The sequence below is a fragment of the Streptomyces sp. 3214.6 genome (assembly GCF_900129855.1).
GTDB classification, from domain to species: Bacteria; Actinomycetota; Actinomycetes; order Streptomycetales; family Streptomycetaceae; genus Streptomyces; species Streptomyces soliscabiei.
In genome coordinates this window covers 6912648-6939350 of sequence record NZ_LT670819.1, presented here as the reverse complement: position 1 = coordinate 6939350, position 26703 = coordinate 6912648, and the positions used below count along the sequence as shown (strand labels likewise).

Below are 26703 nucleotides of genomic sequence, written 5' to 3'. Positions count from 1 at the left end.
CTGCAGTATCGCCCGGAAGGGATCACTCCGGGGCGGGCACGGCGGCGACGACCTCGATCTCGATCTGCGCCTCGGGCCGAAACAGCCGCGAGGCCTCGAAGGTCATGCTCGTCGGCGGCGCCCCGGTGAGGAACTCCCGCCGTACGGCGCCGTATTCCTGCAGCTTGGTGATGTCCGTCAGGTAGGTGCGGATGTTGATGACGTCCGACAGCGCCGCGCCGTGGGCGCGGAGCAGGGCGTCGAGCGCCTCGAAGATGCCGCGCGTCTGCTCGGCGAGGGTGGCACCCTCGGCGATCTGGCCGGAGACGAACAACAGGGCACTGCCGTCGGCGTGTTCGACGCGGGCGACCTGGGAGTAGTAGGGGCTGGCGGGTTGGGGGGCGTCGGCCGGGTTGTCCAGGGTCACCTTCACGGGATGACGCTAAGCCTGCCGGCCGCGATGCGACAAGCGAATGTCTAGCATGGCTCCCATGCCGAAACAGCATCCCACAGCAGGCGCGCCGGTACCGGACCTCTCCACCGTCTGGCTGCGGGTGTTCCTGGTGGTCGCCCGGCACGGCTCGTTCACCGTGGCCGCGCGGGCGCTCGGGTGGACGCAGTCGGCGGTGTCACGGCAGATCTCCTCGCTGGAGACGGCGCTCGGCGGGGCCCTGCTCTTCGACCGGCTGCCGCGCGGCGTACGGCTCACGGAGGCCGGCCGGCTGCTCGTCCCGCACGCGGAGACGGTCACCGAGACGCTGCACGGCGCCGCACGCGAACTGGCGGCCCTGCGTGAAGTGGCGGGCGGGCGGCTGCGGTTCGGGGCGTTCGCGACGGCCGACGCGGCGCTGGTGCCGCACGCGCTGGCGGCGTTCCGGGCCCGCCACCCCCGGGTCCGGCTCTCCCGCGAGGAGGGCCTCACGCCCGGCCTCCTGGACCGGCTGGCCGCGGGCCATCTGGACCTGGCGGTCGTCTCGACGACCGGCCGTGCGCCCTTGGAGTCGTACGAACTCCACCATCTCCTGGACGAGTCGCTGTATGTCGCCGTCCCGGCCGACCACCCCCTCGCAGGCCGTGAGGGCCCGGTGCGGCTCGGTCAACTCGCCGAGGACGACTGGATCTCCGGCAGCTCCCGCCCCGAGGGCACCCTCCTGGACGCGGCCCTGCGCCAGGGTTTCCGCCCGCGCGTGACGCACGTCGTCGGCGAGTGGACCGCCAAGCAGGGGTACGTCGCCGCAGGCCTCGGAGTCACTCTGGTCCCCGCCCTGGCCGCCGAGTCCGTACGCCCGGACATCGCGCTGCTGCCGGTCCTCGACGAAGGAGCCCCGGCCCGCGCGGTGTACGCGGCGACGGCGCGGGGGCGGGCGCTGACGCCCGCCGTGGAGGCGTTCGTCGGGGCGCTGCGGGAGGCGGTGGCTCGTATCCCCGTCCCCGGGTAGGTGCGCACTCGATGCACACCTGGCACACCCGCCCCATGGCGTAGACCACTTCCGTCGGGCGATACTGCGGCCGTCCGCACCACGCTCCCCCACGACGGCGACGGAAGGACCTGAACTCCCTTGAATTCCATACGCGTTCGGATCGGCGTACTCGGACTGGCGCTGCTGGCCGGTTTCGCGGCCCCCACCACGGCGACCGCCGCCGGGACCGCCCCCTCCCCCACCGTGGAGGAGCAGCGGCTCGACAAGGCCGTACCGCAGGAGATCCTCGAACGGTCCGGGTTCGACGACGTGGCGCCACGGCTCACCCGCGCACTGGAGGGGGCCCGTTCCTATGCGCGGGCCCGCCGCATCGTCGTACAGGAGGGGTCGGCGCTGTGGCGGCGGGCCGTGGACCGGGCGCAGGGGCGCGGGCCGGCGGGCGGGGACCTGGCCCGGGACGACGACCGGCCGCTGTACTGGGCGCGCCTCGGGATGACCCGTGACGTGCGCACCTGGGAGCCGGAGTTCGCGCTGAGCGATCAGCAGCGGGCCGCGCTGATCGATGCGTTGGAGCGCACCTCGCGCGGGCAGACCGACGTCCGCTACCCGCAGCACGGCAAGGGCCTCAGGCGCGTGCTCGTCACCGGCTTCGACCCGTTCACGCTGGACCGGGACATCCGGATCTCCAATCCCTCCGGGGCCGGCGCGCTCGCGCTCGACGGAACGGTGATCGAGACGGCGAAGGGGCCCGCGCGGGTCGAGACCGTCGTCTTCCCTGTGCGCTGGCAGGACTTCGCGGACGGCACCGTGGAGCGGGCGCTGCGGCCGTATCTGAAGCAGGTGGATCTCTTCACGACCGTGAGTCAGGGGCGGGTCGGGCGGTTCGACGTGGAGCGGACCAACGGGGCCTGGCGGGGCGGGTTCCCCGACAACGACAACATCAGCCGGACGGAGACCGTGCCCGTCGCCGATCCCGCCTCACAGCCGCAGTGGACGACGGCCACCCTGCCGTACCAGGAGATCGTGGCCGCGAACACGGGACGCTTCCCGGTGTACGACCACACCGAGGTGACCGAGATCCCGGCGGGCGCCACCGATCCGGTCGTACGGCCGGACGTGCCGACGGCCGGTTCCACGGCGCGGGCCGGAGGCGGCGGGAACTACCTGTCCAACGAGATCGCCTACCGGGCCACCCTGCTGCGGGACCGTCTCGGGCTGCACGACACCCTGCCCGGCGGTCATGTGCACACGCCGGTGCTGCAGTTCGGCACGGGCAACACCGACCCGGCGACCGGGACGGTCACGGACCCGCAGTTCCTGCAGAACCGGCAGGACATCATCACTCAGGTACGGGCGATCCTGACCGTCGCGGTCAACGCCACGACCGCTGGGTGACGTCCTGCCCTTCGGGGTCCTCGGCGGTGTCCTCGTCACCGTCGTCGGTCTCCTCGCCCAGCAGCTCCCGCGCCAGCAGCGTCGCGCCCGCGACCGCGCCCGGCATCAGGAACACCGCGACGAAGGGGACCAGGAAGGCCAGACCCAGGGGGGTGCCGAAGCCCCAGACCAGGGTTTTGCGGGAGCGGAGCAGGGTGAGGCGGGCGCGCAGGTCGACGTTTCGGCGCTGGAGGGCGACGGCGGTGAGTTCCTCGGTGAGGAAGAAGCCGGTGACGAAGAACCCGAGCACGGGGACGACCGTCTGTCCGGCGACCGGAATGAACCCGAGGGCGAACAGCAGTACGCCCCACAGCAGCGCGCGGACCAGGATGCGTGTGCTGTCGCGGGCGGAGATCCACAGTTCGCGCCAGAGCGGCAGCCCGGACTCGGGGGACGTGCCGTCGGGCGAGACGTCCTGGTCGACCTTCTCGGAGAGGTTCTCGTAGAAGGGCTGGCCGACGAGGAGGGTGACGGCGGTGAAGGTGAGGACGGCGAGGAGCAGGGCGAGGGCGAACAGCACGACGGTGAGGAAGCCCCGGAAGAGGCGCTGCCAGGGGCTGGACCAGTCGTCGGCGAAGGGCGTCGCCCAGCCCACGAAGCCCTCGCCCCATACGGCGAGCGCCACCAGGGCCGCCGCGTAGAGGACGAGGGTGATCAGGCCGGGGACCAGCCCCCACCCGTACTGCCTGCCGTGCCGGGCCACCCATCGCTGGCCCTCCAGGAGGTACTTGAAACCCACCCCGAGATCGCGCATGGCCGAAACTTTACCTCGGGGCCGCCGCGCCCGGTCTCCGCCGCGGTCCTCGACGGGCCGCCGCCCCCAACCGCCGGACAGGCGGCGGGACTTGCGGACCCTCCTAGGCCATCCGGGGTATCGGTGACACCAACGCCCTCTTGTTGCAGTTGAGTCGAACAGGTACACCTCGCCGTACCGATCTCCGGAAGCAACGATCTCGGCAAGTCCAGAGGAGGTACACGTGCGCACCACGAGCACCTACCCTGCCCGACCTGTTCTGATCACCGCCCTCGCGCTCACCGCGACGGGCTCACTCCTGCTCACCCCCCACTCGGCAGGGGCCGATCCGAAGCCCGTGACCCGCGAGGGTTCCGGCCTGGACCGCACGGCCGCCGCAGCACCGAAGAGTGCGGCCCTGCGCGCCCTGGCCGCCCCCGACACTCCGGGCACCCCGGCCGCTTCCGCGGCGGAAAAGACCGGCGCCACCCGCGGCTACCCGCGCAGACAGGCCCTCGCCCCCGACCCCGAGAACCCCGCCGACAAGTCCCTCAAGCTCGGCCTCACGCCCTACCACGCCATCGCCCCGAAACTCAACGCCCTCCAGAATCTCGGCGACCGGGTGAGCGTCGAGGTGACGGGTCGTTCGGCGGGCGGGCACCGGCTCTACCTGGTCACCGTGACCGCCCCCGAGACCGCTCGTCAGGCGCGGGCCCAGGAGCGGATGCGCGAGCTGATCGAGAACGCGCCCGCCACAGCGGCCAGGAGCCCGGAGATCAAGGCCGGCTACAAGACGCCGGTGTTCTTCAACAACAACATCCACGGCAACGAGTGGGAGGGCACGGACGCCTCCCTCGCCCTCGTCGAGCGGCTCGCCACCGCGAACGACGCGAGGACGAAGGACCTCCTCGCCCACAGCCGCCTCTACTTCAACATCACGGCCAACCCGGACGGCCGGATCGCGGGCACCCGGGCGAACGCCAACGGCTTCGACCTCAACCGGGACTTCGTCACCGGCTCGCAGCCCGAGACGCGCGCGATGCGGCGGATCGAGATCGACAAACAGCCCGCCGTCATGCTGGACCTGCACGGCTACGTCAACGGCACCCTCATCGAGCCGACCACGCCGCCGCACGGCGAGAACTACGAGTACGACCTCTTCCTGAAGAACACCTACGCCAACGCGCTCGGCATGGAGTCCGCCGTCAACGGCCTCGGCTACACGCCCGACAAGGACGGCGTGCAGCCCGCCCAGATCCCGTTCCGGGACCAGGCGGAGGGCTGGGACGACTGGCCCCCGATCTTCACCCCGCAGTACGCGGCCTTCCACGGCACGGTCGCCGCGCACACGGTGGAGATCCCGATGACGGTCAACAACGCCGCCTACGACTCGCTGCCGGTGGCGGAGCTGCGCCGGCGGTCCGCCGTCAACGTCGACGTCGCCGGGGCCGCCCTGCGCGCCACCCTGGACTTCGTGCGGACCCGGCGCACCTCGCTGATCGCCGACCAGATCGAGGTCTTCCGGCGCGGGGCCGCGGGCGCGGCACAGGTGCCGGTGTCGGCGCAGACCGTCCCCGGGGTGCCGGGCATCGGACCGGAGGACGTCTACACGACCACGTTCCCGCGCGCCTACGTCCTGCCGGCGAGGACGGGGAACGGGGCGGGAGCCACGGCCACGGCCCGGCTCGTCGGTCATCTCCTCGCCAACGACGTCCGCGTCACCCGCGCGGCGCGGGCCTTCCGGCTCGGCGGACGGACGTATCCGCAGGGCTCGTACGTCGTCGACCTGCATCAGCCCAAGCGGGGGCTGGCGAACGTGCTGCTCGCCGACGGGCGGGACATCAGCGACAAGGTGTCGGTGATGTACGACATCTCGGGCTGGAGCCTGGGACGGTTGTGGGGCGCGCAGGTGGTGCCGGTGACGGCCGGCGGGCTGTCCGGGCTCGCCCTGCGCCCGGTCACCGCCGCGGCCCCGGTCGGCACGGTCGCCCCGCGCGGCGATCTGCGGCTGCGGCTCGACGACCCGAACGCGGTCGCCGCCCTCAACTCCCTTCTGAAGCAAGGTGTTTCGGTACGACGGGCTGCGGACGGGAGTGTCGTCGTGCCCGCGTCGGCGCGCGGCCGGGCGGTCGCGGCGGCACGGTCGTACGACGTCTCCTTCACCGCGGTGACGACCGCCGACCCGACGACCGGGCCGACGACCGCCCTGCACTCGGTGCGGGTCGCCGCCGCCGTCACCGCGGGTGAGCTGTTCGCGCTGCGGGAGATGGGCTTCGAGGTCACGCCGGTCTCCACGGCCGTCCTGAACGCGGGCTTCGACTGGTCGTCGGTGGATGTGCTGTTCGTGTCGGCCGGGCTCGACCGGGCCGCCCTCGGCGCGTCCGCGCGCACCGCCCTCGACGCCTTCCTCGCCGGTCACGGGCTGGTCGGGCGGGGTGTCGACGGGGCGGCGGTCGGTACCGGGTCCGGGCTGCTGGAGGTGACGGCCGTCGCGGGCAACGGGGACGCCAACGGCGTGGTGCGGGTCGTCAACCGGGGCGGCCCGGTCACGGCCGCCGCCCCGGACCACTCCTTCGTCTACGCGCCGGTCTGGTTCACCGGTCTCGGCCCCGGGGTGCGCGTCGAGCAGTCGTACGCCGCCCAGAACCCGCTCGTCTCCGGGCACTGGCGGCCTCGGCCCGACGGCTGGGGCGGGCCCGCCGCCGCGGCCGGGCAGGCGTCGGTCGTGAGCGGGCCGCACGCTGTCCTGTTCGGCACGGAACCTCTCTTCCGGGACCATCCCAAGGGAGAGTTTCCGCAGGTCGCACAGGCATTGATCACCATGGCACAGGCGCACGCGAGCAGCGGGCCGGTTGAGGAGAGCGGATGACTCGGTTGCATCGGACGACGAAGGAGATCCACGGCACCGTCGCCGACGGGTACGAAACGGTGCGGGAGGAGTTCGCCGCGTTCGTCGCGGAGGAACAGCCCGACTACGAAGGCCAGTTGTGCGCGTACGTGCACGGCAGGCGGGTCGTGGACCTGTGGGTGCCCGGGGACGGTGCCGGCCCCGAGTCCCTCTACGGCGTCTACTCGTCGACCAAGGGCGCCGCCCATCTGGTGGTCGCGCTGCTGGTGCAGGAGGGCACCCTGGAGCTGGACCGCAAGGTCACCTACTACTGGCCGGAGTTCGCCGCCGAGGGCAAGGGCGCGCTGACCCTGCGCGAGCTGCTGGCGCACCGGGCCGGGGTGATCGGCACCGACGGCGGGTTCTCGCCGCAGGAGCTGGCCGACGACCGGCAGATCGCCGAACGGCTCGCCGACCAGCGTCCGTTCTGGCGTCCGGGCACCGCTTTCGGCTACCACGCGCTGGTCATCGGGGCGCTCACCGGCGAGGTCGTCCGGCGGGCCACGGGCCGCACGCTCCAGGAGGTGTACGAGGAGCGGGTGCGCGTCGCGTACGGGCTGGACTTCTTCCTGGGGCTGCCGGCGGTGCACGAGCCGCGTTTCCGCACCGCGCAGCCGATGGCGCCGACCGCCGAGCAGCGGGCGCTGCTGGACTCGCTGCCCGGCGGGCCGCACACCCTGGCCGCGATCGCCTTCAACCGTCACCCCGCCGAGCCGACCGACCTGGAACTCCTGCCGAACGATCCGCTGATCCGAGCCAAGGGGCCGGCCTCGGTGGGCGGGGTCGCCTCGGCGCGCGGGCTGGCCGGGATGTACGCGGCGGCGATCAGCGAGGTCGACGGGAAGGCGCCGCTGCTGAAGGAGGACACGGCGGCGGAGTTCGGGCAGCTGCATTCCGTGGGCTACGACGTGGTGGCGCGCACCCACAAGGCGTTCGGGCTGGGCTTCCAGGCCACCGCGGACGTCTGGCACCCGTTTCTGGGCGCCGGGGCGTTCGGGCACTCCGGGGCGGGCGGCTGCCAGGCGTTCGCGGACCCGCGCAGCGGGCTCGCCTACGGCTACACGCGGCGCCGGTTCGCGTTCCCTGGCGGGGCGGCGCCGGAGAACGACCGGCTTGCGGGGGCCGTCCACCGGGCGGCGTCGGCGCACTGACCGCCGAGCGGGCACCGCGGGCAATGAGCCCGCTGAGATACCGGTGAAGGCCGCACCCCACGTTCAGGGGTGCGGCCTTCGGCGTGTGCGGGCTCGTCGGGTGCGAGCGACGCGGGAGACGGTCAGAGCTTGACGATCATCTTTCCGGTGTTGTCGCCGCGCAGGACCCCGAGGAACGCCTCCAGGTTGTTCTCGATGCCCTCGACGACCGTCTCGCGGTACTTCAGCTCACCGGAGCGGACCCAGGCGCCGACCTCCTGGACGAACTGCGGCTGGAGGTCGTAGTGGTCGCCGACCAGGAGGCCCTCGACGCGGCCGCGGGTCTGGATGAGGCGGGCGAGGTTCTTCGGGCCGGGGGCGGGCTCGGTGTTGTTGTAGACGGAGATCATGCCGCAGATGGCGATCCGGCCGTGCACGTTGAGGGAGCCGATGGCGGCCTCCAGGTGGTCGCCGCCGACGTTGTCGAAGTAGACGTCGATGCCGTCGGGGGCGGCGGTGCGCAGCTGCTCGGCGACGGGGCCGTTCTTGTAGTTGAAGGCGGCGTCGAAGCCGTACTCCTCGACGAGGAGCTTGACCTTGTCGTCGGAGCCGGCCGAGCCGATGACCCGGGAGGCGCCCTTGAGCTTGGCGATCTGGCCGACCTGGCTGCCGACGGCGCCGGCCGCGCCCGACACGAAGACGGAGTCGCCCTCCTTGAAGGAGGCGGTGCGCAGCAGACCGGCGTAGGCGGTGAGGCCTGTCATGCCGAGGACGCCGAGGTAGGTGGACAGGGGCGCGGCCTCGGGGTCGACCTTGACGGCCTGCTTGGCGTCGATGGTGGCGTACTCGCGCCAGCCGCCGAAGTGCAGGACGTGGTCGCCGGCCGCGATGCCGTCGGCGTCGGAGGCGACGACCTCGCCGACCGCGCCGCCCTGCATGGCCTTGCCCAGCTCGAAGGGGGCGACGTAGGACTTGGCGCTGCTCATGCGGCCGCGCATGTACGGGTCGACGGAGACGTACGCGTTGCGCACCAGCACCTCGCCCGGGCCGGGCTGCCGGATGTCCGCCTCGGCCAGCTCGAAGTCCTCGGGCTTCGGCCAGCCGACGGGACGGCTGAGCAGACGCCACTCGCGGCTGGTGGTGGGGAGGGCGGAGTCGGTCATGAGGGGGCTGCCTTTCACAAATGTCGCACGCTTACAGATGCTTCACTACCTGAAACAACCATGCCCATGAATATTTCAGGTTGTCAAGTAAACCGGGTACCCTGAAACCATGGCCACCTCGCATCCGACTTCCCCGAGCCCCCGTCCCGACGCGCTGACCATGGAGGTCGTCGAGCTGATCGGCGAGGTCGTGGCCCGTTTCCACGAGGACTACGAGGAAGCCGCCGCCGGTCACGCCCTCACCGGCGCGCAGGCCCGGCTGCTGAGTCTGCTCTCGCTGGAGCCGCTTCCCATGCGCAAGCTGGCGCAGAAGCTGAAGTGCGAGCCGTCCAACGTGACCGGCATCGTCGACCGGCTGGAGTCCCGCGGCCTGGTCGAGCGGCGTCCCGATCCGGCCGACCGGCGCGTGAAGCTGGCGGCGGCGACGGATGAGGGCCGGCGGATCGCCAAGGGGCTGCGCGAATCGCTGCGGTTCGCCCGGGAGCCGCTCGCGGGGCTGGGCGAGGAGGAGCGAGTGCTGCTGCGGGGGATGCTCCAGCGGATGCTGGCGGCGTAAGAGGCGTGAGCCGCGGGCCCGGCCCGTGGGCCGCGCCTCAGCTGTCCGAGCCCGAGTCCCCGCCCGAGTCCGAGACCGTGTTCCCGCTCGACGACTTGCGGTTCTTGCTGGTCAACGCGCCGGCCACGGTGCCCATGGCGAGAGTCGCCGCCGACACGACGCGGGCCCAGCGCGGCGCGTCACCTCGGGCCGTCCACCAGACGCAGGCGCAGCCGCCCAGGACGAGCACGAGCACCCCCACAAGAACGAGCACGATCACGCCTCTCCCCCTCTTTCACCGGTGAACTCGTACTGCAGCTCGTAGAGATGACCCGCCTTCACCATCACGGTGACCTCGACGGGACGGTCGTCGTCGCTGTGGACGACCCGCAGTGTACGCAGCACCGGCATGCTGCTGGTGAGGTGGAGGGCCCGGTACTGCCGCTGGGTGGGGACGCGGGCGGAGACACGGTCCGTGCTGCGGCGGGGCGGGTGACCGAGGTCGGTCAGCAGGGCGGGGGTGCCGCCCTTGATGCGGCGGCGCTCGGCGAGGGGCGTGCCGCGGGCGATGTCCAACGGGTAGTAGGACTCGACGAGTTCGGCGGGTTCGTCGTCCACGAGGAGGATCTGACCGCGCAGCACGGCCAGGCCGTCGGCCGGGAGGCCGAAGGCGGCGCGGACGTCGGCGGGCGGGCAGGTCTCCGTGACGTCGATGAGCTCGGTACGGGCGTGCGTGCCGTGCTTGGCGGCCTCGGCGAGCCAGCGGTAGGGCGTTCCTGGACCGCCCGGGATCATCAGCGCGGCCGGCCGGACCGTGCGCTGGCGATGCTCACGGACGGTGACCGCGGCGCCCGCCCTGCCGACCACCAGGCGTTCGTCCTTGAGGAGTTGCAGGGCCTTCTGGACCGTCGCGCCGGACGCCTCGAAGCGTTCCTTGAGCTGGGCGGTCGTGGGCAGGTTGGCGCCGGGGGCGAGCTCTCCGCTCATGATGTCGTCGCGCAGATCGGCCGCGATCCGTTCGTGCAGGGATCGGCGGTCGACGGCTTCCGGTTCTGCCTTGGGCACGGTCATCCGATCCTGATCTGGTAGCGCAGCCTCTGCCGTAGGGCCGGCATCACCATACGGTCGACCTGGATCGGCCGGTCGTCGCGGTCCAGCGTGAGCCGGACGAGCCGCAGGACGGGCTCCTCGCGGGCGGTGCCCAGGGCCTGGCGCTCCTGTTCGTCGGGCATCCCGGCCGTCACGTCCTCCCGGACGAGGACGCCGACGTGGCCGAGTTCGGCGAGCAGCGCGAGGGCACCGCCGGGGATCTTGGCGGTGCCGGCGAGCCGGGTGCCGCCGGCTATGGCCACCGGGTAGTAGGTGTCGGTCAGTTCGCTGGGCTCGTCGTCGAGGAGGATCAGACGCCGGCGCACGACGACCGGCTCGCCTTCCGGGACGTCGAACAGCGCCGCCACGTCCGCGGGGGCGGGCACCTCGCCGGCGTGCACGATGCGCTGGGTGCCGCGCCGGCCCCGGGCCGCGGCCTCGGCCGCCCAGGGGTCGCCCTGCCCCGTCCCCCACGGCGTCAGATACGGCAACGACGTGCTGACCCAACCGCTCGCACCCACGACGTCCTCCTGTTACGGCCGACCGTTCTTCCGACCCTGCCGCCCTACACGGTAGGCGACCCGCCTCATCCGTAGACCGCCACCCCGAGCCACCCTCAGCTACCCTGCACCACCTTGTCGCCTTTCGCGAACAACAGTAAGGTATCGCCGCAGGACGCCCCAGAACCACCGGAGGTGCCCCCGTGCCCTTGTCACGGCAACGTCGTTTTCCCCGCTCGCGCGCCTCGGTACGGGCCGCCCGCACCTTCGTCCACCAGGTCCTCACCGACTGGGGCCGCGTGGACCGGCTGGACGACATAAAGCTGTGCGCGTCGGAACTCGCCACGAACGCCCTGCTGCACGGCGTCCCTCCGGGCCGGCAGTACTGCGTGACCCTCACCCTCGACGGCCCGCTGATCCGCCTGTCGGTGCGCGACACCGGAGACCGTCCCGCGCCCTCGCCCCCGCCGAACCCGGACGCCTGCTCGGGCCGGGGCCTGCATCTGGTCCGCGAACTGGCGGACGACCTGGGTGTCACCGAGCACGCCATCGGCAAGACCGTGTGGGTCGCCTTCAAGTCGGACAAGTCGGAGAGCCGACCCGGAACGTTCTGACGGCGCGACGACGCCCGGCCGTCGGGCCGGGCGCGTCGCTGCTGGCTCGGTCAGGTCCTCTCTCTCGCTCAGGTCTTCTTGCGGGTCGTCATGAAGCGCTGGACCAGGATGAACGCGCACAGCAGCACACCGGTGGCGATCTTCGTCCACCAGGAGCTGAGCGTGCCCTCGAACTGGATGATGCTCTTGATCAGGCCCAGGACGAGAACGCCGAACAGGGTGCCCAGGACATAGCCGGAGCCGCCCGTCAGCAGCGTGCCGCCGATGACGACCGCGGCGATCGCGTCGAGCTCCATGCCGGTCGCGTGCAACGGGTCACCGGACTGGATGTACAGGGTGAAGAGCAGTCCGGCCAGCGCCGAGCAGAACCCGCTCACCGTGTACACGGCGATCTTCGTGCCGCCCTGCGGGAGACCCATCAGCATGGCCGACTGCTCGTTGCCGCCGATGGCGTACACCCGGCGCCCGAAGCGGGTGTAGTGCAGGACGTAGAACGCCACGGCGAGGACCACCAGCGAGACGATCGCGCCGATCGACAGGAATCCCATCCCCAGCGACACCTGCGCCGTCGCCATGCTGCTCACCGTGGAGTCGCTGATGGAGATCGACTCCTTGCTGATGACCAGGCACAGGCCGCGGAACAGGAACAGGCCGGCGAGGGTCACGATGAACGGCTGGATCTCGAAGTTGTGGATCACATAGCCCATGAGGAAGCCGCCGAAGGCTCCCACGGCCAGCGCCATAGGGACGACCAGCACAAGCGGCAGTCCCTGACGTTCCACCAGCCAGGCCGTGAACATCGTCGTGAAGCCGATCATCGAGCCGACGGACAGGTCGATGCCGCCGGACAGGATGACGAAGGTGACGCCGACCGCGGCGACCAGCAGATAGCCGTTGTCGATGAACAGGTTCAGGAAGACCTGCGGTTCACCGAAGCCGTAGTACTGGTACCGGGCCAGACCGCCGACGTACATCAGCAGGAAGAGCAGGGCCGTCACCGCGACGGGCAGCCGCCGGTCGCCGAGCAGCCGCGCGGCCTTGGACGGGGTACGGCTGTCCGGGGCGGCCGGGGGGCTCTGGGTGGTCGTGGTCATCACGACACCTCCATCTTGGGGGCGGCCTCGGTCGCCGCGGCGGTGTCCGCCTTGGCCTCGGCCGGCTTGGCGCCCGCCTTCGCGCCGAACCTGGCGGCGAACTTGGCGCCGAAGACCTTGGCGCGGAACTTCGGGGACTGCAGCAGACAGACCACGATGACGACGGCGGCCTTGAAGACCAGGTTGGTCTGGGTCGGCACGCCGATGGTGTAGATCGTGGTGGTCAGCGTCTGGATGACGAGGGCGCCGACCACCGTGCCGCCGACGGAGAACCGGCCGCCCAGGAGCGAGGTGCCGCCGATCACCACGGCGAGGATCGCGTCGAGTTCGATCCACAGGCCGGCGTTGTTGCCGTCGGCGGCCGAGGTGTTGGAGCTGATCATCAGGCCCGCGATGCCCGCGCACAGGGCGCAGAACATATAGACCATGATCTTGATGCGCCGGGACCTGATGCCGACCAGCCGGCTGGCCTCGGCGTTGCCGCCGACCGCCTCGACCAGCAGGCCGAGCGCCGTGCGGCGGGTCAGCGCCACGGTGATGGCCACGACCGCGGCCACCACGAAGATCGAGAACGGCAGCGTCAGCCAGTAGCCGCCGCCGATCAGCTTGTACGGCTCGCTGTTGATGGTGATGATCTGGCCGTCGGTGATCAGCTGGGCGACACCGCGGCCGGCAACCATGATGATCAGGGTGGCGATGATCGGCTGGATGCCCATCCGGGCGACCAGGAAGCCGTTCCACAGGCCGCAGACGACGGCGGCCAGCAGCCCGAGGCCCATCGCGAGCAGCACCCCGGACAGAGCACCCTGGTCGGACTGGTCGCTGATGTACGAGCAGGCCAGTGCTCCGGTGATGGCGACCACGGCGCCCACGGAGAGGTCGATGCCGCCGGTGGCGATCACCAGGGTCATGCCGACCGCCACCAGGATGAGGGGCGAGCCGAACAGCACGATCGAGACGAGGCTGCCGTAGAGGTGGCCGTCCGCCATCTTGATCGAGAAGAAGTCGGGTGTGAAGGGAACGTTGATGAGCAGCAGGAGGACGAGGACCGCTACCGGCCAGAACAGGTGGTGGCGGGTCAGCGCCCGCCACCGGGAAGAGGGGGTCGACGACGTGGTCACTGGTGCTCTCCGCTCGCGATGGTCTCCAGGATCCGGCTGGTGGTGATCTCCGGCCCGTTGGCGATCTGCGCCACCAGCCGGCGGTCGCGCAGCACTCCGATGGTGTGACTGAGCCGGAGTACCTCCTCCAGCTCGGCCGCGATGTACAGGACGGACATGCCGTCCTCGGAGAGGGAGACGACGAGCTTCTGGATCTCCGCCTTCGCGCCGATGTCGATGCCGCGCGTCGGCTCGTCCAGGATCAGCAGCTTCGGACTGGTGATCAGCCAGCGGGCCAGCAGCACCTTCTGCTGGTTGCCGCCGCTGAGCTGGCCGACCCTGGCCTCGGGGTTGGCGGGGCGGATGTCCAGCGCCTTGATGTACTTGGCGACGAGTTCGTCGCGCTGGGAGGCCGGGATGGGCCGGGTCCAGCCGCGCGAGGCCTGCAGGGCCAGGATGATGTTCTCCCGCACCGTCAGATCGGGCACCAGGCCCTCGCTCTTGCGGTTCTCGGAGCAGAACGCGACGCCGGCGCCGATCGCGTCGTTCGGGGCGCTCATCGAGACCTGCTTGCCCTCGATGGTCACCTTGCCGCTGTCCGGCTGGTCGGCGCCGAAGAGCAGCCGGGCGAGTTCGGTACGGCCCGAGCCGAGGAGGCCGGCCAGCCCGATCACCTCGCCCTTCTTGATCTCCAGGTCGAACGGGGCGATGCCGCCGGTCCTGCCGAGACCGTCCGCCTGGACCAGCGTCTCGCCCGCGTCGGAACGCAGCTGGTGTTCGTGGAGCTCGTCCAGCTGGCCCATGGCCTTGCCGAGCATGAGCTGGACGAGTCCGACCTGGTCGAGGTCGGACACCATGTGCTCGCCGACCAGGGTGCCGTTGCGCAGGACGGTCATCCGGTCGCAGACCTCGTAGATCTGGTCGAGGAAGTGCGAGACGAACAGGATCGCGACGCCCTCGTCCTTCAACCGCCGCATCAGGGCGAACAGTTGGAGGACCTCGTCGCGGTCGAGGCTGGAGGTCGGCTCGTCGAGGATCAGCACCTTGGTGGCCGGGCCCCCGCCGTCGCCGTCCCCGCCGCCGGTGCCCAACGACCTGACGATCGCGACCAGTTGCTGCACGGCCAGCGGGTAGGAGGACAGCGGGAGGCTGACGTCGATGTCGAGTCCGAGGCGGTCCACCAGCTCCGCCGCCTGCCGGCGCAGCTGCTTCCACTGGATGCGGCCCATGCGGGTGGGTTCACGCCCGATGAAGATGTTCTCCGCCACCGACAGGTTCGGGCAGAGGTTGACCTCCTGGTAGACGGTGCTGATACCGGCCTGCTGGGCCTGCAGCGGGCTGGCGATCCGTACGGACCGGCCATCCAGCGTGATCGTGCCGCCGTCCAGGGAGTAGACGCCGGTGAGCACCTTGATCAGCGTGGACTTGCCCGCCCCGTTCTCACCCATCAGGGCGTGGATCTCGCCGGGGAAGAGCCGGAAGTCGACGTCCGACAGAGCCCGTACCCCCGGAAACTCTTTGACTATGCCCGCCATTTCCAGGACGGGCCGCGGCTCTGCCATGGCAGTGCTCCTTGAGATTGGTTCAGGCCCGCAGGGAGCCCCGGGACCGAGGGCACTCGGTCGGCCGGAGGCTCCCTGCCGGTGGGTGCGTCGGTCAGTACTTGCGGCTCGGGAGCGCGGCCTTGGCCTGGTCCTGCATGAAGTCGCCCTCCTTGGTCTTGATCCAGCGCTCAACCGTCTGGCCGTCCTTGACCTTCTTCACGACGTCCATCAGCTGGGGGCCGAGGAGCGGGTTGCACTCGACGATGGCGTTGATCTTGCCCTCGGACATGGCCACGAAGCCGTCCTTCACGCCGTCGATCGAGACGATCAGGATGTCCTTGCCGGGCTTCTTGCCGGCCGCCTCGATGGACTGGATGGCGCCGATGGCCATGTCGTCGTTGTGCGCGAAGAGCACGTTGATGTCCGGGTTGGACTGCAGGAAGGCCGCCATGACCTGCTTGCCGCCGGCGCGGGTGAAGTCACCGGTCTGGCTGACGACGATCTTCCAGTCGGCCTTGTGCTCCGCGTCCATGATCTCCTTGAAGCCCTTGGCGCGCTCGATCGCCGGGGCGGCACCGGTGGTGCCCTCCAACTGGGCGATCTTCACCGGGGCCTTGAGCCCGGCCTTCGCGATGACCTTCTCCAGGATCTTGGCGGCGCGGCGGCCTTCGTCGGTGAAGTCGGAGCCGACCAGCGTGACGTACAGGGACTGGTCGGAGGTCTCCACGGAGCGGTCGGTGAGGACCACCGGGATCTTCGCGGCCTTGGCCTCCTTGAGCACCGCGTCCCAGCCGGTGACGACCACCGGCGAGAAGGCGATCACGTCCACCTTCTGCGCGATGTAGTTGCGGATCGCGGAGATCTGGTTCTCCTGCTTCTGCTGGGCGTCGGAGAACTTGAGGTTGTAGCCCGCCTCCTTGGCCGCGTCCTTCACCGAGGTGGTGTTGGCGCTGCGCCAGCCGCTCTCGGAGCCGACCTGGGAGAAGCCGAGCGTGATCGCCTTGCTGCCGCCCGCGGAGGTGGAGCCGGTGGAGCTGTCGTCCTTCTTGGCACAGGCCGCCAGACCGCCCACGGCCGCCACGCCGACCGCCGCGGTGAGGAAGTTTCTTCTGCTGAGCATGTTCTTCTCCTTTGAAGAGCCGGCCCGGGGACGGACCTGCTGGTACTCGATGGGACCGGCCATACTGCGTCCAGCCTGTCGATCATCGTTCGAGATGTCGGCCACACCGCTGGGCAGGTGTGTCCGACCGATGGGGTCAAAGGGGTGCGCGCTCCGACTGGGCCGCGTACGGGAACGTACTGGCGCGCACCACGAGTTGGGGTTCGATCGCGATCCTGGAGGGGGTGGCGGGCGGGCGGCCCTCGATCAGCTCCAGGAGCAGTGCGATGCCTTGCTTGCCCACCGCCACGAAGTCCTGCCGGACGGTGGTGAGCGGAGGAGCGAAGAACTCCGACTCCGGGATGTCGTCGAAGCCGACCACCGCGACGTCCTGGGGGGTTCGGACCCCCGCCTCCCGCAGGGCCCTCAACACCCCCAGTGCCATCTGGTCGTTGGCGACGAAGACGGCGGTCAGCCCGCGGCCCACCCAGCCGGCCAGTTCCTGGCCCGCCCGGTAGCCCGACAGCGGACTCCAGTCCCCCCGCAGCAGCATGGGCGGCTCGATGCCCTCCGCTTCGAGGGTCGCCCGCCAGCCGGCGGCCCGGTCGGCCGCCTCCTGCCAGTCCTCGGGCCCGGCGAGGTGCCAGACCGTGCGGTGGCCCGCGGCCAGCAGGTGGCCGGTGGCCAGCCGCCCGCCGAGGTGCTGGTCCACACTGACGCCGGGGATGTCCACTCCCGGACCGCTGCCCACGATCACCACGGGGAACGGGTGACGGAGTTCGGCCAGGGCGTCCACCGCCGACCGCTGCGGGGCGATGGCGACCACGCCTTCCACCCCGCCCTCGCTGAGGTGGTCGAGCGCCTCGGACAGGCTCTCCATGGTCAGTTTGCGCAGACTGACCGTGGAGACGAGATAGCCCTCGGCGCGGGCCGCCTCCTCGAGCGCGAACAGTGTGCTGGCCGGCCCGTAGAGGGTGGTGTCGGAGGCGACCACGCCCAGTGTCCGGGTACGCCGGGTCACCAGGGCCCGTGCGGAGGAGTTGCGGCGATAGCCCATCTCCTCGATCGCACGCAGCACCCGGGCCCGCGTCTCGTCCCGCACGTTGGGGTGGTCTCCCAGCACGCGGGACACGGTCTGGTGGGACACACCGGCCTGGCGTGCCACGTCGGCCATGGTGGGCGGCCGAAGCTGAGTGTGTGTCACGGCCGCACCTCCTTGGCGCCGGTCTGCCGATAAGTCCTGTGATGGGGCTGGATGATCCCGCGCCGCCGACGTCACGCCGAGGTTCCGGTGAGTGCAACGGCACGGGGAATGAAGGCGAGTTGAAACACTAGGGGCACACCGCTCGTAACTCCCGTGTTCGCGTCGGACGCTGACTGGTGAAGCGGAGGTCATTGTGAGCGCTAACAATTCATGGCGGTCAAGAGGGCTGCACCGGAAGGTCGTCACGGTTCCATAACGCGCATGACAACTATGGCGCATCTTCCCTGGTCAGAGCCCTGAAGGCCCGATCGGGCCACCCACCCCGAGCAGCGCCCCAAGCAGCGCCCCGACGACGGCCCACACGACGGCAACGCACGCGACCTCAGTCCACGCCCAGCCGATGTGCGCGACCCCAGGACATCAACCCCCTTCCCGGACATCCCCCACCCCGTCCTGGACATCGACCACCCCGTCCTGGACATCGGCCACCCCGTCCTGGACATCGGCAACGCCGGCCTGGACGAACGTCCAACCGGGCCGGCATCCGCCCGACGGCTCACCTGCCCGTAGCGGCCCGGAGGGGCGCAGCAGCATGGCCGAGATCGCCGTGTCCGACAACGGAGTCGTGGGAGCTACCGCCGGACGGGCGGGAAGGTGCCGCGTAGTGGCACGGACCGGAATCTCCTGCCCTCGGGCAGGAGAGGGCTCAAGAGCACCACCACAGGAAGCGGGTGCATGTTTCGGTCGGGGAGGGTTGTGGGGTCGCGGTGGGGGCGGCGGTCGGTGTGGGGTTCGAGCCGGAGTCCGGGTCCGACGGGGTGGTCGATCCGGAGGAGGCCGGGAGGGTGGCCGACTGGGCTTCCTTGTCCGGGGACCGCGTGGCCTTGCCGTCCTTCGTGGACTCCGACGCCGACGGGGAGGCGGAGGGGCTCGGCGAGGAGGAGGGGGTGGCCTCGCCCGGGTCCGTCCTGTCGTCCAGCGGCCGCCCGGACGCGCTCGGCTCCGGCACCGTCCCCGCCTCCCCGTCGACCTCGGACGACTCTCCCCCGGCCACCTCGGGGTTGTGGGGCGAGGAGAACCCCGGTGCGTCCACGCCGAGTTCGGCCAGGCTCAGGCCGCCCGCCGCCAGGACGAAGCCGGCGGTGATCAGCACCACGCGCTTGCGGCGCCGGCGGTGGGCCGAGGCCTTGCGGTCGCGACGGCTCGCGTCCGATGCGGCAGCCGTGCCTTCAGGGCCCCGCCGGGTACCCCGGCCCTGCCCACGGCGGCGCGCGGCGCGCCCCTGGGGCTCGCCGGCGTCGACTCCGCGATCGTCATGATCGTCGCGATCGTCATCGTCGTGGTCTTCATGATCACCGTGACCGTCCGGGCCGCCGGGCGCCTCGTGCGCCGACGCGTCCAGCGGATACGGCTCGGGCCCCTGCGTGTACGGTTCCGGCGCATACGGCTCGGGTTCGGGCTCGTACGCGGTGGGCTGATACGCGCGTAGCTGCTGAGCAGGTGCGCCGCACCCCGGGCAGACGAGGGCGCCGTTGAGGTGCCTTCGGCACGGGTGGCAGTAGTCCATGACGCGGGAAGACTAAGTTCCCGGACGGTCACGTTCCCAGGCCCGGCTGTGAAAGTTGTGTGGGAAACCGGCCATACCGGCGCGGCGACTTGAGTGAGCTGTCACACACCGTCGACCCTTCGACTTTCGCAAGGGCCCGCGAAAGTGTCGAAACCGTTACTCGTTCGACCCATTGACACCCCCGTCGCGCGAAACTTACTGTCTGCCCAGCATTTCGAACATGTGACGAAATCTCGAACAGCCGAAGGGTAACTTCCGTGCGCATCACCGGAATCAGCACTCACGTGGTAGGGACGCCCTGGCGCAACCTGACCTACGTCCTGGTGCACACCGACGAGGGCATCACGGGTGTCGGCGAGACCCGCATGCTGGGCCACACCGACGCGCTGATCGGCTACCTGAAGGAGGCCGAGGCCAACCACATTCTCGGCTCCGACCCGTTCGCTGTCGAGGACCTCACCCGCCGGATGAAGTACGGCGACTACGGGCGCGCCGGCGAGATCGTGATGTCCGGCATCGCCGTCGTCGAGATGGCCTGCTGGGACATCAAGGGCAAGGCCCTCGGGGTGCCGGTCTGGCAGCTGCTCGGCGGCAAGGTCACCGACAAGGTCAAGGCGTACGCCAACGGCTGGTACACCACCGAGCGGACGCCGGAGGCGTACCACAAGGCCGCGCAGGGGGTCATGGAGCGCGGTTACAAGGCGCTGAAGATCGACCCCTTCGGCACCGGCCACTTCGAACTGGACCACAAGCAGACCCTGTACGCCGTCTCCCTCATCGAGGCCGTGCGCGACGCCATCGGGCCGGACGCCGAGCTGATGCTGGAGATGCACGGCCGCTTCTCCCCCTCGACCGCCGTCCGGCTCGCGAACGAGCTCGCGCCGTTCAAGCCCGCCTGGCTGGAGGAGCCCTGCCCGCCGGAGAACCTGAAGGCGCTGGAGAAGGTCGCCGCCAAGGTCGACATCCCCGTCGCCACCGGTGAGCGCATCCACGACCGGATCGAGTTCCGTGAGCTCTTCGAGAGCCAGGCCGTGGACATCATCCAGCCGGACGTCGGCCACATCGGCGGCATCTGGGAGACGCGCAAGCTCGCGGCGACCGCCGAGACGCACTACATGCTCGTCGCCCCGCACAACGTCGGCGGCCCGGTCCTGACCGCGGCCTCCCTCCAGGTCGGGTTCACCGCCCCGAACTTCAAGATCCTCGAGCACTTCAACGACTTCGCGGACGCGGAGATCAAGAAGGTCGTCAAGGGCGCGCCCGAGGTGATCGACGGCTACTTCCACCTCTCCGACAAGCCCGGCCTCGGCGTCGAGCTGGACGTGGACGCCGCCGCCGAGTTCCCGCAGCAGCAGGCCCGCTTCGACCTGTGGGCCGAGGGCTGGGAGCAGCGCAAGCCCAAGGCCGGCAAGTGAGCACCGCCGTCGTCGTCGAGGCGCCGGGCGAGCACCGGCTCGTCCCGCACGAGCCCCGGCAGCCGGAGCCCGGCGAGGCGCTGGTGCGTGTGCACGCCACCGGCATCTGCGGCAGCGACCGTGAGGTGTACCAGGGCAACCGGCCGGAGGGGTACGTCCGCTACCCGCTGACCCCGGGCCACGAGTGGTCCGGGACGGTCGAGGCGGTCGGCGCCGGGGTCCCGGCGTCGCTCGTCGGCCGCAAGGTGGTGGGCGAGGGCTTCCGCAACTGCCAGGTCTGCGACCGCTGCCACGCGGGCGAGACAACGCTGTGCACGGACGGCTACGAGGAGACGGGCTTCACCCAGCCCGGGGCGATGGCCGCCACCCTCACCCTGCCGGCCCGGCTGCTGCACGTGCTCCCCGAGGACGCCGACCTCACGGCCGCCGCGCTCCTGGAGCCCGCCGCCTGCATCGCGGCCGCCGCGATCAAGGCGCACGCGCTGCCCGGCGAGAAGGTGGCCGTGGTCGGCACCGGCACCCTGGGCATGTTCGCCGTCCAGTTCCTGAAGGCGGGCTCGCCGGCCGAGCTGCTGGTGGTGGGCACCCGAAACGACCGGGAGACGCTTTCCCGGCAGTTCGGGGCGACCGACTTCCGCACCCGGCACCAGGAGCTCCCCGACGACTTCGACGTCGTCATCGAGACCGCGGGTTCGGCCTCCGCCGCCCGCACGGCCGCCTCGCTGCTGCGGCGCGGCGGACGTCTGGTCCTCACGGGCATCCCGGCGGCGGGCGCCGACGGGCTCGACCCGACGGACCTGGTGGTACGGCAGCTGGAGGTGCACACCGTCTTCGGGGCGCCGCCGGACGCCTGGTCGCACACCGTTCGGGTGTTCGGGGCCGGTCTGCTGGATCCGCTGCCGCTGGTCACCCACGAGCTGCCGCTCGCCGCGTTCTCCGAGGCCATCGAGCTGGTGGGATCCGGCGATCCGAAGGTGGGCAAGGTGCTGCTCCGGCCTTAGGCCACCCCCTAGCCGTACGCCGGTACGGGGGTGATCTGACGGCCCCCGTACCGGCGTACATCCCAACCCCGCACCCGCACCCCGCACGCCTTGAGCCGCGAACCTCGTCCGATATATCGAACACAAAGGACAGCTTGTGACGACCGACGCCTCCGCCACGGCCCCCCGTCGACCCGGTGAGCAGGCGCTCACCACGCTCGGCCTGGGCGCGCCCGCACTCGACCCCGCCGACGCCTCCGCCCACAGTTTCCCGGGCGGCGGCCGCTGGCGCACCGAGGTCCCCTCGTGCGAGGGTCCCGAAGCGCTGGCCGTCATCCTCAAGGAAGCCTCCCGCCTCGACGTGCCGATCCACCGGATCAGCCAGGGCAGCGGCGTGTGGATGCTCTCCGACGCCGAGATCACCGAGATGGTCGACGCCACCGGCGAGCGCGACATCGAGCTCTGCCTGTTCACCGGGCCGCGTGGCACCTGGGACATCGGCGGCTCCACCCGGACCGACTCGCGCGGCGGGGGCCTCAGAGCCCGCGGGTACGACGCCGTCGCCGGATGCGTCGAAGACGCCGTCCGGGCCACGGAGTTGGGCGTCAAGTGCCTTCTCGTCGCCGACGAGGGCGTGCTGTGGACGCTGCACCGCGCCCGCCGGGCCGGCATCATCCCGGCCGACACCACGCTGAAGGTGTCGGCGCTCATCGGCCCCGTCAACCCGGCCTCGTACGCGGTGTACGAGGGGCTCGGCGGCGACTCGATCAACGTGCCCAGCGACCTGACGCTGGATCACCTCACCGAGATCCGCCGGGTGTCGGCCGCCCCCATGGACATGTACATCGAGGCCCCCGACGATCTCGGCGGCTACATCCGGATGTACGAGGTCGCCGAGCTGATCCGGCGCGGCGCACCGCTCTACCTGAAGTTCGGCCTGTCCAAGGCCCCGGGGATCTACCCGTACGGCCACCACATGCGGGACCTGACGCTCTCCACCGCCCGGGAACGGGTGCGGCGCGGACGGCTCGCCCTCGACCTGCTCGCGCGGCACGGAGCGGACGGCGACATGGCGCCTCTCGGCTCTCGTCTGCCGGGCGAACTGAACAGGTTCGACGCCCAGTCATAACGTTCCGGAAACCTTGCTTCACAGAAGCCACCACAGGCACCCAGAATCCCACACATCTTCTTCTCGGTCTTCCCGGCTTCACCGCCGGGAGCGCCCTTGGCACCGCGAGACCGATCCCCTGCACACACATCAAGGATGATGATCATGCGTAACCGCAGAGCCGCCCTCGCCGCCATAGCCGGAGCCGCCTCCCTCGCCCTCACCCTCTCCGCCTGCGGGCAGTCCGGTGAGGGCGGGAGCGACGAGAAGGCCGGCGACTCCAAGGGCGGGACCATCGGCATCGCGATGCCGACCAAGTCCTCCGAGCGCTGGATCACCGACGGCGCCAACGTCGAGAAGGACCTGAAGGCCAAGGGCTACAAGACCAAGCTGGTCTTCGGCGAGGACGACCCCGACCAGCAGGTCTCCCAGATCGAGAACCTGATCACCCAGGGCGTCAAGGCGCTGATCGTCGCCGCCATCGACAACAAGTCCCTGAACAACGTCCTCCAGCAGGCCGCCGACGCCAAGATCCCGGTCATCTCCTACGACCGTCTGATCCTCGGCACGAAGAACGTCGACTACTACGCGTCCTTCGACAACGAGAAGGTCGGCAAGCTCCAGGGCCAGTACATCGTCGACAAGCTGGGCCTGGCGAGCGGCAAGGGTCCGTTCAACATCGAGCTCTTCGCCGGCTCCAACGACGACAACAACACCAAGTACTTCTTCAACGGTGCGATGAGCGTGCTCCAGCCGTACATCGACAGCAAGAAGCTGGTGGTCAAGTCCGGCCAGACCAAGCTCACCCAGGTCACCACCCTGCGCTGGGACGGCGCCACCGCCCAGAAGCGCATGGAGGACAACCTCACCTCGGCGTACACCAAGGGCCGGGTCGACGCGGTGCTCTCGCCCTACGACGGCATCTCCATCGGCATCATCGCCGCCCTGAAGTCGGACGGCTACGGCACCGCGGCCAAGCCGCTGCCGGTCATCACCGGCCAGGACGCCGAGCTCGCCTCGGTGAAGTCGATCATCGCGGGCCAGCAGTCGATGACCGTCTACAAGGACCTGCGCAAGCTCGCCCAGGTCGCCACGGACATGGTCGACGCCTCCCTCAACGGCAAGAAGCCCGAGATCAACGACACCAAGTCGTACGACAACGGCACCAAGGTCGTCCCCGCCTACCTGCTGCAGCCGGTCGGCGTCGACAAGACCAACTACGAGAAGGAGCTCGTCCAGGGCGGCTACTACACGGCGGACCAGCTCAAGTAAGTCGACCCTTAAGGATTGGAAGGCACGACCATGGCGGGACCCGTCCTGGAAATGCGCTCGATCGTCAAGACCTTTCCCGGCGTCAAAGCGCTGTCGGATGTCACACTGACCGTCCGTCAGGGCGAGGTCCATGCCATTTGCGGTGAGAACGGTGCCGGGAAGTCCACCTTGATGAAGGTGCTCTCCGGCGTCCATCCGCACGGAACCTATGAAGGCGACATCCTCTTCGAGGGAGAGGTCGTCCAGTTCAAGGACATCCGGGCAAGCGAGCAGCACGGCATCGTCATCATCCACCAGGAGCTGGCGCTGTCGCCGTATCTCTCCCTGGCGGAGAACATCTTCCTCGGCAACGAGCACGCCAAGGGCGGGTTCATCGACTGGCGGGAGACCCTGCGGCACGCCACGGAGCTGCTGCGCCGGGTCGGTCTCAGCGACCACCCGGAGACCCGCGTCGCCGACATCGGCGTGGGCAAGCAGCAGCTCGTGGAGATCGCCAAGGCCCTGTCGAAGAAGGTGAAGCTGCTCATCCTGGATGAGCCGACGGCGGCCCTGAACGACGAGGACAGCGGCAAACTCCTGGACCTCATCCTGGAGTTGAAGAAGCAGGGCATCACCTCGATCATCATCTCCCACAAGCTCAACGAGATCCGCAAGGTCGCGGACGCGGTGACGATCATCCGCGACGGGCACACCATCGAGACGCTCGACGTGAAGTCTGCGGAGACGACCGAGGACCGGATCATCAGCGGCATGGTCGGCCGCGACCTCGACCACCGCTTCCCCGAGCGCACCCCGCACGAGGCGGAGAAGGACGCGGCCCCGGCCCTGGAGATCCGCGACTGGACCGTGCACCACCCGATCGACCAGCAGCGCAAGGTGGTCGACGACGTGTCGATCCAGGTGCGCCGCGGGGAGATCGTCGGCATCGCCGGCCTCATGGGCGCCGGCCGCACCGAGCTCGCCATGAGCGTCTTCGGACGCACCTACGGCCGGCACGCGGGCGGGACGGTCCTCAAGGACGGCAAGGAGATCCGCACGAAGACGGTCGCCGAGGCGATCGGCCACGGGATCGCGTACGTCACCGAGGACCGCAAGCACTACGGCCTCAACCTCATCGACACGATCAACCGCAACATCTCGCTGACCGCCCTGAAAAAGGTCGCCAAGCGGGGCGTGGTCGACGAGCAGGAGGAGCGGCAGGTCGCCGAGGGCTACCGCAAGTCCATGAACATCAAGGCGCCGACCGTCTTCGAGCCGGTGGGCAAGCTGTCCGGCGGCAACCAGCAGAAGGTCGTCCTCAGCAAGTGGATCTTCGCCGGTCCCGATGTGCTGATCCTGGACGAGCCGACGCGCGGTATCGACGTCGGCGCCAAGTTCGAGATCTACACGGTGATCGACCAGCTGGCCGCCCAGGGCAAGGCGGTCGTCTTCATCTCCTCCGAGCTGCCCGAACTGCTCGGCATGTGCGACCGCATCTACACCATGGCCGCCGGACGGCTCACGGGCGAGTTCCCGCGGGCCGAGGCCACGCAGGAAGTGCTGATGCGCCAGATGACGAAGGACAAAGAGGTAACGCGATGAGCACGGACGTGACCAAGAGCCCGGCGGACGCGCCGCCGGAGAAGAGCGGAGGCTCCGCCTCCGGCGGCGGGCTGCTGCAGTTGGTGCTGAACGGCCTGCGCAGCAACATGCGCCAGTACGGCATGCTGATCGCGCTCGGCCTGCTCGTGATCCTGTTCCAGGTGTGGACCGGCGGCGACCTGCTGCTGCCGCGCAACGTCTCCAACCTGGTCCTGCAGAACAGCTACATCCTGATCCTCGCGATCGGCATGATGCTGGTGATCATCGCCGGCCACATCGACCTGTCGGTCGGTTCGGTGACGGCGTTCACGGGCGCCTTCGCGGCCGTACTGACCGTGCAGCACGGTGTGGCGTGGCCGCTCGCGCTGGTGCTGTGCCTGGCCATCGGCGCGGCCGCCGGCGCGGCACAGGGCTTCCTGATCGCCTACCTCGGCATACCCTCCTTCATCGTCACCCTCGCGGGCATGCTGATCTTCCGCGGTCTGACGGAGATGTTCCTGAAGGGCCAGACGCTCGGCCCGTTCCCGGACGGTCTGCAGAAGATGGGCAACGGCTTCCTGCCGGAGGTCGGCCCGGACACCAACTACCACAACCTCACGCTGCTGCTCGGCTTCGTCCTGCTCGCGTTCGTGATCCTCCAGGAGGTCCGCGACCGCAAGCGTCAGCAGGAGTTCTCCCTGGAAGTGGCGCCCACGAACCTCTTCCTGCTCAAGCTCGTCGCCATCGCCGCCGCGATCCTCGCCGTCACGATGCTGCTCGCCAGCTACAAGGGCGCGCCGATCATCCTGATCATCCTCGGCGCGCTGGTCGTCGGCTACGGCTACGTCATGCGCAACGCCGTCTTCGGCCGGCACATCTACGCGATCGGCGGCAACCTCCCGGCGGCGAAGCTGTCGGGCATCAAGGACAAGAAGGTCACCTTCCTCATCTTCCTGAACATGGGCGCGCTCGCGGCCCTGGCGGGTCTCGTGGTCGCCGCCCGTCTGAACGCGGCCTCGCCGAAGGCGGGCCTCAGCTTCGAACTCGAGGCGATCGCCTCGTCGTTCATCGGCGGCGCGTCCATGAGCGGCGGTGTGGGCACCGTCCTCGGCGCGATCATCGGTGGTCTCGTTCTCGGTGTGCTGAACAACGGCATGAACCTCCTCAGCGTCGGCACCGACTGGCAGCAGGTCATCAAGGGCCTGGCCCTGCTCGCGGCCGTCGGCTTCGACGTGTGGAACAAGCGCAAGTCCGGCTCGTAGGTTTCGCGGATCC

General features: G+C 70.1%; 25 protein-coding genes. 13 read left to right on the top strand and 12 right to left on the bottom strand.

The window, feature by feature from the left end:
* Nucleotides 1-22 precede the first annotated feature (22 nt).
* Complete coding sequence (locus B5557_RS31345) at nucleotides 23-412, bottom strand: RidA family protein (protein WP_079662600.1); 390 nt, start codon at nucleotides 410-412, stop codon at nucleotides 23-25.
* 49 nt (nucleotides 413-461) lie between these two features.
* Between B5557_RS31345 and B5557_RS31340 the strand changes: the two genes are divergently transcribed.
* Nucleotides 462-1418, top strand: a complete 957-nt coding sequence (locus tag B5557_RS31340; RefSeq protein ID WP_079662599.1) for a LysR family transcriptional regulator — start codon at nucleotides 462-464, stop codon at nucleotides 1416-1418.
* A 120-nt stretch (nucleotides 1419-1538) separates the two neighbouring features.
* The gene (locus tag B5557_RS31335; RefSeq protein WP_079662598.1) at nucleotides 1539-2795 is read left to right on the top strand and encodes a pyroglutamyl peptidase; all 1257 of its coding nucleotides are present in this window, start codon (nucleotides 1539-1541) and stop codon (nucleotides 2793-2795) included.
* Here the strand turns inward: B5557_RS31335 and B5557_RS31330 are convergent.
* Entirely contained in the window at nucleotides 2773-3588 is an 816-nt protein-coding gene (locus B5557_RS31330) for an EI24 domain-containing protein (RefSeq protein WP_079662597.1), read from the bottom strand. The two genes, B5557_RS31335 and B5557_RS31330, sit on opposite strands and share 23 nt — an antisense overlap.
* A gap of 223 nt (nucleotides 3589-3811) precedes the next feature.
* Here B5557_RS31330 and B5557_RS31325 point away from each other — a divergent pair, with 223 nt between their 5' ends.
* Entirely contained in the window at nucleotides 3812-6436 is a 2625-nt protein-coding gene (locus B5557_RS31325; RefSeq protein WP_079662596.1) for a M14 family zinc carboxypeptidase, read from the top strand.
* Complete coding sequence (locus B5557_RS31320; protein WP_079662595.1) at nucleotides 6433-7605, top strand: serine hydrolase domain-containing protein; 1173 nt, start codon at nucleotides 6433-6435, stop codon at nucleotides 7603-7605. Before B5557_RS31325 ends, B5557_RS31320 begins: the two co-directional genes overlap by 4 nt.
* A gap of 122 nt (nucleotides 7606-7727) precedes the next feature.
* Here the strand turns inward: B5557_RS31320 and B5557_RS31315 are convergent, their stop codons facing one another.
* On the bottom strand, nucleotides 7728-8747 hold the full coding sequence (locus B5557_RS31315) for an NADP-dependent oxidoreductase (protein WP_079662594.1): 1020 nt from the start codon (nucleotides 8745-8747) through the stop codon (nucleotides 7728-7730).
* A gap of 109 nt (nucleotides 8748-8856) precedes the next feature.
* Here B5557_RS31315 and B5557_RS31310 point away from each other — a divergent pair, with 109 nt between their 5' ends.
* A complete protein-coding gene (locus tag B5557_RS31310) occupies nucleotides 8857-9303 on the top strand; it encodes a MarR family winged helix-turn-helix transcriptional regulator (RefSeq protein ID WP_079662593.1) in 447 nt (148 codons plus the stop codon).
* 37 nt (nucleotides 9304-9340) lie between these two features.
* Here the strand turns inward: B5557_RS31310 and B5557_RS31305 are convergent, their stop codons facing one another.
* From B5557_RS31305 to B5557_RS31295, 3 genes are read right to left on the bottom strand one after another with little or no spacing between them, the layout of a single operon-like run.
* Entirely contained in the window at nucleotides 9341-9556 is a 216-nt protein-coding gene (locus tag B5557_RS31305) for a hypothetical protein (protein WP_331716804.1), read from the bottom strand.
* Nucleotides 9557-9558: 2 nt separating this feature from the next.
* Nucleotides 9559-10353: a GntR family transcriptional regulator gene (locus B5557_RS31300; RefSeq protein WP_079662591.1), complete on the bottom strand. Its 795-nt coding sequence runs from the start codon at nucleotides 10351-10353 to the stop codon at nucleotides 9559-9561.
* Nucleotides 10350-10892, bottom strand: a complete 543-nt coding sequence (locus tag B5557_RS31295; protein WP_079662590.1) for a GntR family transcriptional regulator — start codon at nucleotides 10890-10892, stop codon at nucleotides 10350-10352. Before B5557_RS31295 ends, B5557_RS31300 begins: the two co-directional genes overlap by 4 nt.
* A 182-nt stretch (nucleotides 10893-11074) precedes the next feature.
* Between B5557_RS31295 and B5557_RS31290 the strand changes: the two genes are divergently transcribed.
* Nucleotides 11075-11485: an ATP-binding protein gene (locus B5557_RS31290; protein WP_079662589.1), complete on the top strand. Its 411-nt coding sequence runs from the start codon at nucleotides 11075-11077 to the stop codon at nucleotides 11483-11485.
* Nucleotides 11486-11553: 68 nt separating this feature from the next.
* Here the strand turns inward: B5557_RS31290 and yjfF are convergent, their stop codons facing one another.
* The 5 genes from yjfF to B5557_RS31265 form a co-directional block, all read right to left on the bottom strand.
* The gene (gene yjfF, locus B5557_RS31285; RefSeq protein WP_079662588.1) at nucleotides 11554-12579 is read right to left on the bottom strand and encodes a galactofuranose ABC transporter, permease protein YjfF; all 1026 of its coding nucleotides are present in this window, start codon (nucleotides 12577-12579) and stop codon (nucleotides 11554-11556) included.
* Nucleotides 12579-13700, bottom strand: coding sequence for an ABC transporter permease (locus tag B5557_RS31280; protein WP_079662587.1), 1122 nt, complete (start codon nucleotides 13698-13700; stop codon nucleotides 12579-12581). The genes yjfF and B5557_RS31280 overlap by 1 nt, the downstream gene beginning before the upstream one ends.
* Entirely contained in the window at nucleotides 13697-15241 is a 1545-nt protein-coding gene (locus B5557_RS31275; protein WP_079662586.1) for a sugar ABC transporter ATP-binding protein, read from the bottom strand. Before B5557_RS31275 ends, B5557_RS31280 begins: the two co-directional genes overlap by 4 nt.
* Before the next feature lie 94 nt (nucleotides 15242-15335).
* Nucleotides 15336-16343, bottom strand: coding sequence for an ABC transporter substrate-binding protein (locus tag B5557_RS31270; protein WP_079665108.1), 1008 nt, complete (start codon nucleotides 16341-16343; stop codon nucleotides 15336-15338).
* A 136-nt stretch (nucleotides 16344-16479) separates the two neighbouring features.
* A complete protein-coding gene (locus B5557_RS31265; RefSeq protein WP_079662585.1) occupies nucleotides 16480-17526 on the bottom strand; it encodes a LacI family DNA-binding transcriptional regulator in 1047 nt (348 codons plus the stop codon).
* A 402-nt stretch (nucleotides 17527-17928) separates the two neighbouring features.
* On the opposite strand from B5557_RS31265, the gene B5557_RS43960 reads away from it, so the two are divergent.
* Complete coding sequence (locus B5557_RS43960) at nucleotides 17929-18096, top strand: hypothetical protein (protein WP_159424454.1); 168 nt, start codon at nucleotides 17929-17931, stop codon at nucleotides 18094-18096.
* Between the two features lie 136 nt (nucleotides 18097-18232).
* Here B5557_RS43960 and B5557_RS46360 read toward each other — a convergent pair whose 3' ends face one another.
* Nucleotides 18233-19093 carry an SCO2400 family protein gene (locus tag B5557_RS46360; RefSeq protein WP_079662583.1) on the bottom strand — a complete coding sequence of 287 codons (861 nt, stop codon included), beginning with the start codon at nucleotides 19091-19093 and terminating at the stop codon, nucleotides 18233-18235.
* A gap of 257 nt (nucleotides 19094-19350) precedes the next feature.
* Between B5557_RS46360 and B5557_RS31250 the strand changes: the two genes are divergently transcribed.
* The 6 genes from B5557_RS31250 (at nucleotide 19351) to mmsB (ending at nucleotide 26690) form a co-directional block, all read left to right on the top strand.
* Complete coding sequence (locus B5557_RS31250; RefSeq protein ID WP_079662582.1) at nucleotides 19351-20508, top strand: mandelate racemase/muconate lactonizing enzyme family protein; 1158 nt, start codon at nucleotides 19351-19353, stop codon at nucleotides 20506-20508.
* A complete protein-coding gene (locus B5557_RS31245) occupies nucleotides 20505-21509 on the top strand; it encodes a zinc-dependent alcohol dehydrogenase (RefSeq protein WP_079662581.1) in 1005 nt (334 codons plus the stop codon). Before B5557_RS31250 ends, B5557_RS31245 begins: the two co-directional genes overlap by 4 nt.
* Nucleotides 21510-21645: 136 nt before the next feature.
* Entirely contained in the window at nucleotides 21646-22617 is a 972-nt protein-coding gene (locus tag B5557_RS31240; RefSeq protein ID WP_079662580.1) for a hypothetical protein, read from the top strand.
* A gap of 144 nt (nucleotides 22618-22761) precedes the next feature.
* Entirely contained in the window at nucleotides 22762-23868 is a 1107-nt protein-coding gene (chvE, locus tag B5557_RS31235; RefSeq protein WP_079665107.1) for a multiple monosaccharide ABC transporter substrate-binding protein, read from the top strand.
* A 30-nt stretch (nucleotides 23869-23898) separates the two neighbouring features.
* Nucleotides 23899-25449 (top strand): multiple monosaccharide ABC transporter ATP-binding protein, encoded by a 1551-nt coding sequence (gene mmsA, locus B5557_RS31230; protein ID WP_079662579.1) that lies wholly within the window; start codon nucleotides 23899-23901, stop codon nucleotides 25447-25449.
* Nucleotides 25446-26690 carry a multiple monosaccharide ABC transporter permease gene (gene mmsB / locus B5557_RS31225; RefSeq protein WP_079662578.1) on the top strand — a complete coding sequence of 415 codons (1245 nt, stop codon included), beginning with the start codon at nucleotides 25446-25448 and terminating at the stop codon, nucleotides 26688-26690. Before mmsA ends, mmsB begins: the two co-directional genes overlap by 4 nt.
* Nucleotides 26691-26703 lie beyond the last annotated feature (13 nt).